Origin of the sequence: Arthrobacter sp. 'calajunan' (assembly GCF_046940185.1) — a bacterium.
GTDB classification, from domain to species: Bacteria; Actinomycetota; Actinomycetes; order Actinomycetales; family Micrococcaceae; genus Glutamicibacter; species Glutamicibacter soli.
The window spans coordinates 18,010-27,838 of sequence record NZ_JBKZDY010000019.1 but is presented as its reverse complement, the minus strand read 5'-3'; the positions used below and the strand labels follow the sequence as shown (position 1 = coordinate 27,838).

The window sequence follows — 9,829 nt, the reverse complement described above, 5'->3', positions numbered from 1 at the left end:
ACACAATAAGATTTTTTTTACTCATACTCCCTATAACTAGATTGTTGTCGGTCTGTTGGGTTATTTTATTTTAATACGTGACTGGGCTTCAGCGCGGGCTGCCGCCCGGCCCCCCGCCCCCCACCACGCCGAAGTAGATGACCTTGTCCTCGGCGCTGAGCTTGATGCCCGCCATGCCTCGGCCGGTGCGGCCCTGCGCGCGCACGGCGGAGGCGCCGAAGTGCAGCAGCTGCGCCTGGCGGGTGAGGAACACCAGTTCGTCCTCGTCCTCGGCCGGGGCCGCGGCAATGACCTTGTCCCCGTCCTTCAGGGTGATGGCTTCGAATTCGTCGCGGTTCAGCGGGTAGTCAGGGGTGACGCGCTTGACCACACCTCGCTCGGTGCCGATGGCGATGACCTTGTTCAACGGCAGCAGCGCCACCGCCTCCTCGCCCTTGGGCAGCTTCAGGAAGTCGGCCACGGCCACGCCCTGGGCCAGCTGCGGGAAGCCGTGCATCTCGGGCAGCACCGGCACGTCGATCAACGAGATGCGGATCATCCGGCCGGTGGAGGTCAGCGCGCCGATCTCGCCGCGCGCGCTGGAGGCGACCTGTGAGACCAGCACGTCGTGCTTGATGCGGGCCGCGGAGAAGTCCAGCGCGGTGCGGTCGTGGGTGCGGGCGATCTGCCCGGTGGCCGAGAGCAGGACCCAGCAGGGACTGTCGGCCACTTCCATGGCCAAGGTGGCCTTCTTGCCCGACCCGACGGCCTCCGGCAGGGCGGTGCCCTTCAGCGGCTGCAGCTGAGCGCTCTTGGACAGCTTGGTGCGGCGCGGAGTGCCGAAGGTCTCGGCCATCTCGCCCAGCTCGCTGGACACCAGTTCGCGCAGCAGCGTCTCGGATTCCAGGATGGCGCGCAGTTCCTCGATCTCCTTGCGCAACTGCTCGGCCTCGGTCTCCAGCTCCAAGCGGGAGTACTTGGTCAGCTGGCGCAGGCGCAGCTCCAGGATGTGGTTGGCTTGGGGCTCGGAGAGGTCGAAGACCGTCATCAGCCGTTCGCGCGCCTCGGCGGTCTGCTCGGAGGAGCGGATGATCGCAATGACGTCGTCGATGTCCACGATCGCGATCAGCAGGCCTTCGACCAGGTGCCGGCGGTCCTCGCGCTTGGCCAGGCGGAAGGCGGTGCGGCGGCGGACCACGTCCACGCGGTGGTCCACGTAGACCGTCAGCAGTTCGCGCAGGCCCAGGGTCTGCGGCTGCCCGTTGACCAACGCCACGTTGTTGATGCCGAAGGAGTCCTCCAGCGGGGTGTGCTTGTAGAGGCTGGCGAGCACCGCGTTCGGGTTGAAGCCGTTCTTCAGCTCGATGACCAGCTTCAGGCCGTTGTGGCGGTCGGTCAGGTCCACGACGTCGGAGATGCCGGAGATCTTCTTGTTGTTGACCCCGTCCTTGATCTTCTCGATGATCTTCTCTGGGCCCACGCCGTAGGGAAGCTCGGTGACCACCAGCGCGGACTTGCGCGCGGAGACCTTCTCCAAGGCCACGGTGGCACGGGTGCGGAATAGGCCGCGGCCGGTGCGGTAGGCGTCCTTGATGCCGTCCAGGCCCACGATGGTGCCGCCGGAGGGCAAATCCGGGCCGGGCACGAACTTCATCAGGTCCTCGACGGTGGCGTCCGGCTGCACCAGCAGGTGCTGCGCCGCGGCGACGACCTCGCCCAGGTTGTGCGGGGCCATGTTGGTGGCCATGCCCACGGCGATGCCGGTGGTGCCGTTGACCAGCAGGTTCGGGAAGGCCGCGGGGAGCACCTCGGGCTGCATGAACTGGTTGTCGTAGTTCGGGACGAAGTTGACCACGTCCTCGTCGAGGTTCGCCGTCATGGCCACGGCGGAGGCAGCCAGCCGGGCCTCGGTGTAGCGGGCCGCGGCCGGACCGTCATCCAGCGAACCGAAGTTGCCGTGGCCGTCGATCAGCGGCAGACGCAGGGCGAAGTCCTGGGACAGGCGCACCATCGCGTCGTAGATGGCGGTGTCGCCGTGCGGGTGCAGCTTGCCCATCACCTCGCCGACCACGCGGGCCGACTTCACGTGGCCCTTTTCCGGGCGCAGGCCCATCTGCGCCATCTGGAACAGGATGCGCCGCTGCACCGGCTTCAGGCCGTCGCGGGCATCGGGCAGCGCGCGCGAATAGATGACGGAGTAGGCGTACTCCAGGAACGAGGATTCCATTTCGCTGGTGACATCGATGTCGACAATGTTCTCCACGAAATCCGCGGGGAGATCTTCAGACTTCTTTCGAGCCATGAACCTGTAATTCCTTCATCTGCATAACTTTTTGCTTAAGTCGCCGGCTGTTCGTGTTCCTGCTGGGCACAACGTCGAAGTCGCGACTATCCTAAGCCTATGGTGGATCGTAAACTTTCGGTGGCATATCCGGCCCATTGGGAAGCAGACGTGGTGCTCCGGGATGGCACTACGGCACATCTTCGGCCCATAACCCCGGCTGATGCGCAGGCCTTGCAGGACATGCATCAAAAGCAGTCCGAAACCTCGGTTTACCTACGCTATTTTACGTACAAGTCAGCGCTCACCGCGAAAGAGCTTGAGCGGTTCACGAATGTCGACCATGTGAACCGCGTCGCCTTCACGGTTTTCCGCGGCAGCAACATCATTGGCGTGGGCCGCTACGACCGGCTCGACGACCCCACCGAAGCCGAAGTCGCGTTCAACGTGTCCGACGCCTACCAAGGCACCGGCATCGGATCGATCCTGCTTGAGCACCTGGCCGCGGCGGCCCGCGAGAACGACATCACCCGCTTCACCGCCGAGGTGCTCCCGGAGAACCGCAAGATGCTTACGGTCTTCTCCGAGGCCGGCTACGCGGTGGCCCGCCACTTCGAAGACGGCGTGGTCATGCTCGAATTCCCGATCAACCCGACCGAACGCTCCCGCGAGGTGACCGAGGCCCGCGAGCACCGCGCCGAGGCCAGCTCGGTGGCAGGCCTGCTGGCTCCGAAGTCCATCGCGGTGGTCGGCGCCAGCCGGACCTGGGGCAAGCTGGGGCACAGCGTGCTGGACCGCCTGGTCGAGGGCGGCTACACCGGGGCCACCTACGCGGTGAACGACGCCGCGCTGGAAGTCGGCGGCCACATGGCCTACGGCAAGGTCAGCGAGATCCCCGGCCCGGTGGACCTGGCCGTCATCTGCGTGCCGCGCGACCAGGTCACCGGCGTCATCGAGGACTGCGGCGCCCACGGGGTCAAGGGCCTGGTGCTGATGACCGCAGGCTACGAGAACGCCGACGGGCTGGCCGCCCAGCGCGAGCTGGTCTCGCTGGCGCGCGCCAACGGCATGCGTGTGGTGGGCCCGGCCTCGCTGGGCCTGATCAATACGGCCCCCGAGGTCCGCATGGCCATCACCGGCACCACGGTGCAGCCCACCGCCGGCAACGTGGGCCTGTTCAGCCAGTCCGCCTCCATGGGCGCGATCCTCCAGGGGGTCAGCGTGCAGCACGGAGTGGGCGTGAGCAGCTCCATCTCAGCCGGGCTGCGCGCCGACGTCTCCGGCAACGACGCCATGCAGTACTTCGAGGACGACCCGCGCACCGACCTGGTCGCCATGCACCTTGAATCCTTCGGCAACCCGCGCAAGTTCGCCCGCATCGCCCGTCGCCTGGCCCGCAGCAAGCCGGTCATCGTGGCCAAGTCGGACCTGCTGGGCCGCCGCCTGCCGCCGGGGCACTCGGTGCGCGTGGGCCAGGCTCCGCCCGGCGCCCTGAACGCGATGCTGCGCCAATCCGGGGTGATTCGCGTGCAGTCCGTGGAAGAGCTCATGGACGTGGCCGGCCTGCTCTCGGTCTACAAGGCACCGGCCGGGCCGAATGTCGCGGTGCTCTCCAACTCGCTGACCTTGGCCGAGGTGGTCTGCGACGTCGCGGAGGCCTGCAATTTGAATGCCACCGCCGAACCCCGGGAACTGGACTACACGCTGGGCCAGTCGCGGGTGCTGCCGAAGCTGCGCGAACGGGTGGCCGAATTGGTCGCGAATCCCGACGTGCACTCGGTGATCCTCGCCCACCTGTCCTACTCGGGCATCTCCACCGACGCGGTGCTTGAGGTGCTCAGGGAATTCTCCACCCAGCCCAAGCCGGTCATCACCGTGCTGCCTGGGCAGATCGACCGGAAGATCGCCGGGGGAGTGCACCACGGGGTGCCGGTCTACACCTCGCCGACCTCCGCCGCCGGGGCGCTGGGCAAGGCCCACGGCTATCGCCAATGGCTCGACATCCCCTTCGAGCCGCTGGTCGATCCCGAGGGGCTGCAGGTCGAGGCCGCCGCGGACTACCTGCACGAGCTCTCCGCCGGGATCCCCGGCACGGAGCTGCGTCAGCTGAGCACCGAGCAGACCACGAAGCTGCTGGGCTTCTACGGCATCAACATCTTCCCCTCCCAGGTGGTGCATACCGCGCAGGAGGCGGTCGACGCCGCCGACGAGCTGGGCTGGCCGGTGGTGCTCAAGGCCAACGACCCGGACCTGCGCCAACGCCTGGACCTGGGCGGGGTGCGCCTGAACATCCCCGATGCCGAATCCCTGCGCGCTGACTTCACCCACATGAGCGCGCTGATGCGGCAGTACGGCGTCAACTCGCTGGAGGTGCAGTCCATGGCTTCGGCCGGGCAGGCCTGCGTGGTGAAGGCCATGGAGGACCCGCTGCTGGGCCCGGTGGTCTCCTTCGGGCTCAGCGGGGACGCGGTGAACCTGCTCGACGACTGGGCGCACGGGGTCGCCCCGTTCTCCGCCACGGACCTGGCCCGGCTGATGCACCGGCCGCGCAGCAGCGCCCGGCTCTTCGGCTACCAGGGACTGCCGGCGGTGGACCTGGACGCGTTGCGGGACTTCATCACCCGGGTCTCGCTGTTCAAGGACAACCACCCGGAAGTTACCATTGCGCAGTTCGCCCCGGTGTCGGTGTCCACCGATTCGCTCAGCGTGCTCGGGGTCAAGCTGAGCATCGGCAATGCCGAACGGCGCACCGACAGCATCCGCCGGGCGCTGCGCGGCTGAGCCCAAGGACACGAAACCTGAAAGACGGCGGCGCACTGGGTAGAATTGGATCATGAGCTCTGCAACGTATTCGACGACTGCCGGTGCCGACCTCCAGCATGACCTGGTCCGCGCGGGATTCTACCCGCAAATGGTCCAGGACGTGCTGGCCGAAGCGATGCTGGATCTGCCGGTAGTTGACCACTTCCTGCACCTGGAGACCCATTTCGACCACACCGAGGTCCACCGCCACATCACCGTCATGGTCCGCAGCGAGAAGGTGCTGTTCATCGTGCACGTCGACGACCAGCAGCTGGACGACCACGGCCACGACGTGATGGCCCAGGTTTCGGTGGAAATGGTCAGCCTGGCGCGGATCGAGTCGGTGGCCACCAGCTACGTCTACCACCAGCCGCAGCACTACAGCGGCACCGATCTGGTGCGCGAGCTGACCTTCGGCATGTCCTGGGACGGCACCAAGCGCATCGACCTGGCCCCGGCCGAATGTGCCGACCCGCAGTGCGACGCCGACCACGGCCTGAACGGCACCTCGCAGCCCGAGGACCTGGTGCTGCGCGTCAGCTCCGAGGCCGACGGCCAGCGAGCGGTGGACAAGGCCCGCGAATTCGCGGTGCGCCTGCGCCTGGCGACGATCGCCTAGGGACGCCAAGCCAACGTGACTGACTCTTCGCTGCCCGTCCCCAGCCAGAAAATCCCCGCCGCGCCGGCCTACGGAGCGGCCACCCTGTCCGAGATCCTACCCTCGGCGGCCCACGCGCTGGGGATCCCCGGCTACGCGAACCCGCTGGGCCTGGCGCCAACCAAGCGCGTCGCCGTGATCATGGTCGACGGCCTGGGCTGGAACCAGCTCAAATCCCACCTCGGGCACGCGCCGTTCCTGCGCCCGCTGTTCGAGCGCGCGCAGAAGCTGGGCACCGGCTTCCCGTCCACCACCGCGACCTCGCTGTCCAGCCTCGCCATTGGCGCGGCGCCTGGCGAGCACGGGATGCTCGGCTACGACGTCATCGACCCCGCCCGCCGGCGCGTGGTCAACCAGCTGGGCGGATGGCCCGGCGACCTGGACCCGCTCTCGTGGCAGCCGCTGCCCACGGTCTTCGAGAAGGCCGCGGAGCACGGCATCCACACCGCGACGGTGTCCATCGCCCAGTTCTCCGACTCCTCGCTGACCCGCGCGGCGCTGCGCGGACCGAAGTTCGTCGCCGCGCGCCAGCCGGCGGCCCGCGCCCGCGCCACCGCCGAGGTGTTCGCCGCGCAGCGCAACGCGCTGGTCTACACCTACTTTAACGAGCTGGACAAGGCCGGGCACAAGTTCGGCGTCGATTCCCCGCAGTGGCGGGACACGCTCGAAGAGCTTGACTACGTCATCAAGACCCTGGTCTCGCGCCTTCCGGAGCAGACCACGGTCCTGATCACCGGTGATCACGGCATGGTGGACGTGCCCGCCTCGCAGCGCATCGACTACAGCCTGCAGCCCGAACTCATCGAGGGGGTTGAACTGACCAGCGGCGAGCCGCGCGGTGTGCAGCTGACCTTCGCCGAGGGCACCGATGCGGCCCAGCGGGCCAAGGTCCGCGAAGCCTGGCAGCGCGCCTACGGGTCCAAGGCGTGGATCCTGAGCCGCGAGGAAGCCGTGGAGCTCGGCTACTTCGGTGCGGTCCGTCCCGAATTCCTGCCGCGGCTTGGTGATCTGATGATCCTGGCCGCCGAGGCCATCGCATTCTACGACGGCCGCCGGGTCAAGCCCATGGCCTTCGAGATGGTAGGGCAGCACGGCTCGCTTACCGCGGCGGAGCGTTTCGTGCCGCTGTTCGTGCACCGCACCGCCTAGCGCGCAGCCGCAAGCAGAAAATCCGGGGGCAGCCAGCTGGCTGCCCCCGGATTTTTTGATCAAGTTCCGTTCGGAGGCTGGATTAGGAGTCGGTGTCCTTTTTGCGCTTGCCGAACATGATGTCGTCCCAGCTCGGCACGGAGGAGCGCTTGGCCTTGCGGCCGGAGCCGTCCTCGGCGGGCTCGTCGGCAGGCTTCGCGGAGGTGCCGGAGGACTTCTCGGCATCGGTGACGACCACCAGCTGCGAGGTGCGCGGCGAGATGCCCTGCGGCAGATGCGGCAGCGACTCGTCCTCTTCGGCGTCGTACTTGCTCATGCCGCGCTCGATGATGTCGTTGTAGCGGGCCTCGCGATCCGGATCCTGGTCCTGGGGACGCTGGCCGCGGCGTGCGTTCAGCAGGGAGACCAGTTCTTCGGTCTCATCGGGTTCCGGGGCGGCCGGGGCCGCAGGTTCCTCAACCTGCGAGATGGCCGAGACGGGTCGGAAGTATTCGGGCGCGACCTGCTCGCTGAGTGTCTGCGCCCAGCGGTTCAGGTTGCTCAGGGTCTTGCGGGCCGGGGAGAAGGACCAACGGGCCACGTTATCCGGCTGCGGCAGGGAGCTGTCCAGCTTTTCCACGTTTTCGGACGGTAGTGGCGAATCGAATTCGACGGTGACGATCCACTGGCCCTCGGGATCCTTCCACGAGTTCCAGCGGGCCGTGAGCGGATCGATGTTCAGCTGGTGCAGGCGGTGGGCGACCATCGAGCCCAGGTCTGCGGGTTCCTCGCCGAAGACTTCGCGGTACTCGGCGTCGGTCTGCGGTCCGGAGACCTCTACGCGGCGGGCGAGCTCGGCGATGTGCTCGCGCTCGGCCAGCACTGGCCCCTCGTACTTGACGATCGACTCGACCGGGACGTCCCACTCCAGCGCCAAATCGTAGGCTGAAGCACCGGCGCGCACGCGGGCCTGGATCTCTCGGGGGGTGTGAACCGAGGACTCGTCGCGGTTGCGCGGCGCGCGGGAGCGCGCGATTTCGGCCATGGCACTGCGCAGGGCATCGTCAACGGGCAGCTCGAAGCTCATCCCGTCGTCGCTGCTGACCTGCAGACTGGAACCATTTTCATGAATTCCTACCAGTCTCAGCTGACGCATTACTACCCTCCACACGGTTCATTTACTGAATAAAACTTTGCCACTTGTCGCCCGATTTTCCTACCACCGGGCGGGGCGTGGCGCAAGATTAGTCGTCAAGCTCACCCAGAAAGTTGCCTTCGGGCTTCCGCCGTGGGCATAGCGCGCCGGGCTCGGGCAGAATCCGGGTCCGCCGGACGTTATACTTCTATGCCGGAATGAAAATCCCCTGCGCGGATTTCCACCCACTTCATCGCCTGCAGAAAAGAGCTGACAACCACCATGGCCACACAGTCTGCCGCCGTCCACCCGAGCGAAGCCGAGAAGGCCCGAGCCCGGGAAATCGCCGCGCTCAAAGCCGGGAAAACCGCGGCAATGGCGAACCTGATCGATGAGTCGGAATCCGAGCTGGCCGAGCTGTTCATCCTGCCCGGGGGAGAAGCCCAGGCCGAAGAGGCCAGCGTAGACTTCGTGCCGGAGCAGGCCGACGAATTCACCTGCGCCTCCTGCTTCATGGTGCGCCACCGCACCCAGCTAGTGCGCGAAGCGGGCGGGCAGAAGTTCTGCGCCGAGTGCGAAGGCTGACCGGCCGGGCTCTGCCCCCTGCGCGCCGCAACCTGCAGCGCATGAAAGAACCCCGGAACCCGCCGTGCGGCAGGTTCCGGGGTTTGATTCGTTCCGGAGGAGACTAGGGCTCCTGGGGGTGCTCCTCGTCCGCCTCGGCAGTCGCCTGGCGGCCTTCCTCGGTGAACTCGTACATGATGCCGCCCAGCGCGGCGGTCAGTTCCTCGGGGCGTCGGGTCGAAGCCAACCAGTACGGGGTGGCGTCGCGCTCGTCGGTGACCTCCATGCGGACCACTGCGTCGAGGTAGCCGCGCAGCAGCATGAAGGCCATCCCGTGCAGCTTCTGCCCGCGCTGCTTGAACGCTTCCTCACCGCGGTAGCCGACAACCTGCCCGATGTAGCGGCGCTCGATGGTGGCGCGGCCGACGGTGAGGGTCTTGTCGGTGACTTCGATGACCGGCACACGCAGGAGCATGATGACTGCCAGAGCCAGCAGCACGATGATGCCGGTGGCGTAGCCCGCAGCGATGTTGATCGGAGCCACGGCGATACCAGCGGTGATGGCAATCAGCAGCGGCCACATCCATGATCCGAACGATGGCCAGATCTTTTCGCGGAACAGGACGTTGGAAGCCTCTGGGCTGGTATTACTCATGAGTCCTAGTCTAGGCAATCTTTCGGTAGGCGCCGAACGGCCGGCTGTGGGTCGGCTGTGGGTCCGCAGACGGGCCGGGCGCGATAGAGTTGTGCAGGTAAATGCAGACCAGCTGCAACTTCCTAGAGTTCCGGGGGATGACCAAACCACGATGAGCGAGCCTACGATCTCAATCTCCATCAAGATGCTCGATAGCGAACTGCCCGTTCCAAGCTATGCCCATCCTTCGGATGCGGGTGCTGACCTGCATGCACGCACCTCGCTGGTGCTCGAACCGGGCCAGCGCGCCCTGGTGCCGACCGGCATCGCCCTGGCGTTGCCGCACGGCTATGTCGGGCTGGTGCACCCGCGCAGCGGCTTGGCCACCAAGCACGGCATCACCATCGTTAATGCCCCGGGAACCGTCGATGCCGGATATCGTGGTGAGATCATGGTCACCCTGCTGAATACCGACAGGGACCAGACATTCGAAATCACCCGAGGCGACCGCATCGCGCAGCTGGTGATCCAGAAGGTCGAACAGGCGGCATTCGTTCAGGTTGACTCCCTGGAGGACTCGGCCCGCGGAACCGGCGGCTTCGGCTCGACCGGTGGATTCAGCGCCAACTAAGCACGCTTGGCGCCAAG

General features: G+C 66.6%; 8 protein-coding genes. 5 read left to right on the top strand and 3 right to left on the bottom strand.

Annotated elements, in window-relative coordinates; all coding sequences use genetic code 11:
• Window positions 1-88 precede the first annotated feature (88 nt).
• Entirely contained in the window at window positions 89-2,281 is a 2,193-nt protein-coding gene (locus RF641_RS17275; protein WP_424573716.1) for a DNA gyrase/topoisomerase IV subunit A, read from the bottom strand.
• 99 nt (window positions 2,282-2,380) lie between these two features.
• Between RF641_RS17275 and RF641_RS17270 the strand changes: the two genes are divergently transcribed.
• Genes RF641_RS17270 through RF641_RS17260 form a run of 3 tightly spaced genes read left to right on the top strand, consistent with a single transcriptional unit; the run spans window position 2,381 to window position 6,869 of the window.
• A complete protein-coding gene (locus RF641_RS17270) occupies window positions 2,381-5,041 on the top strand; it encodes a GNAT family N-acetyltransferase (RefSeq protein ID WP_424573715.1) in 2,661 nt (886 codons plus the stop codon).
• A 52-nt stretch (window positions 5,042-5,093) separates the two neighbouring features.
• Entirely contained in the window at window positions 5,094-5,681 is a 588-nt protein-coding gene (locus tag RF641_RS17265; protein WP_047119447.1) for a DUF5998 family protein, read from the top strand.
• A gap of 15 nt (window positions 5,682-5,696) precedes the next feature.
• Window positions 5,697-6,869: an alkaline phosphatase family protein gene (locus RF641_RS17260; protein WP_231735937.1), complete on the top strand. Its 1,173-nt coding sequence runs from the start codon at window positions 5,697-5,699 to the stop codon at window positions 6,867-6,869.
• An 82-nt stretch (window positions 6,870-6,951) separates the two neighbouring features.
• On the opposite strand, the gene sepH is transcribed toward RF641_RS17260, so the two are convergent.
• On the bottom strand, window positions 6,952-8,004 hold the full coding sequence (sepH, locus tag RF641_RS17255; RefSeq protein ID WP_424573714.1) for a septation protein SepH: 1,053 nt from the start codon (window positions 8,002-8,004) through the stop codon (window positions 6,952-6,954).
• A gap of 261 nt (window positions 8,005-8,265) precedes the next feature.
• Between sepH and RF641_RS17250 the strand changes: the two genes are divergently transcribed.
• Window positions 8,266-8,568, top strand: a complete 303-nt coding sequence (locus RF641_RS17250) for a DUF4193 family protein (RefSeq protein WP_047119446.1) — start codon at window positions 8,266-8,268, stop codon at window positions 8,566-8,568.
• Between the two features lie 103 nt (window positions 8,569-8,671).
• Here RF641_RS17250 and RF641_RS17245 read toward each other — a convergent pair whose 3' ends face one another.
• Complete coding sequence (locus RF641_RS17245) at window positions 8,672-9,202, bottom strand: DUF3093 domain-containing protein (RefSeq protein ID WP_161446985.1); 531 nt, start codon at window positions 9,200-9,202, stop codon at window positions 8,672-8,674.
• Window positions 9,203-9,353: 151 nt separating this feature from the next.
• Between RF641_RS17245 and dut the strand changes: the two genes are divergently transcribed.
• Window positions 9,354-9,812 carry a dUTP diphosphatase gene (gene dut / locus RF641_RS17240; RefSeq protein ID WP_424573713.1) on the top strand — a complete coding sequence of 153 codons (459 nt, stop codon included), beginning with the start codon at window positions 9,354-9,356 and terminating at the stop codon, window positions 9,810-9,812.
• The last annotated feature ends 17 nt before the right edge of the window (window positions 9,813-9,829 follow it).

Coding starts and splice junctions, on each gene's coding strand:
- RF641_RS17275 (WP_424573716.1), bottom strand. CDS start 2,281: ATGGCTCGAAAGAAGTCTGAAGATCTCCCCGCGGATTTCGTGGAGAAC.
- RF641_RS17270 (WP_424573715.1), top strand. CDS start 2,381: ATGGTGGATCGTAAACTTTCGGTGGCATATCCGGCCCATTGGGAAGCA.
- RF641_RS17265 (WP_047119447.1), top strand. CDS start 5,094: ATGAGCTCTGCAACGTATTCGACGACTGCCGGTGCCGACCTCCAGCAT.
- sepH (WP_424573714.1), bottom strand. CDS start 8,004: ATGCGTCAGCTGAGACTGGTAGGAATTCATGAAAATGGTTCCAGTCTG.
- RF641_RS17250 (WP_047119446.1), top strand. CDS start 8,266: ATGGCCACACAGTCTGCCGCCGTCCACCCGAGCGAAGCCGAGAAGGCC.
- RF641_RS17245 (WP_161446985.1), bottom strand. CDS start 9,202: ATGAGTAATACCAGCCCAGAGGCTTCCAACGTCCTGTTCCGCGAAAAG.
- dut (WP_424573713.1), top strand. CDS start 9,354: ATGAGCGAGCCTACGATCTCAATCTCCATCAAGATGCTCGATAGCGAA.